Genomic DNA, 207 nt, shown 5'->3' on the forward strand with positions numbered 1-207 from the left:
TTTGACCCACCGGCCTAAAAGCCCGGCGGAAACACCAATCTCTTTAGCCACATGGGCAATCGGGCGCTCTGACTCGATTACCAGGTTCGCGGCCTCACGCCGGTACTCAGGCGTGTACTTCTTGCGCTGTTGACTCACAATGAACATCCTCTCTTACGGACACAAGATCCGTACAAATAGGGTGTCCACTAAACGAGGGTAACCTCA

General features: G+C 53.6%; 1 protein-coding gene. It reads right to left on the minus strand.

What is annotated here, in order from left to right; translation table 11 throughout:
* Positions 1-147, minus strand: a 147-nt coding sequence (locus HMPREF3056_RS13915) for a transposase (RefSeq protein ID WP_141759827.1), incomplete at its 3' end; no start/stop codon positions are given.
* Between the last annotated feature and the right edge of the window lie 60 nt (positions 148-207).

It is taken from the genome of Corynebacterium sp. HMSC056F09 (genome assembly GCF_001815785.1).
GTDB classification, from domain to species: Bacteria; Actinomycetota; Actinomycetes; order Mycobacteriales; family Mycobacteriaceae; genus Corynebacterium; species Corynebacterium hiratae.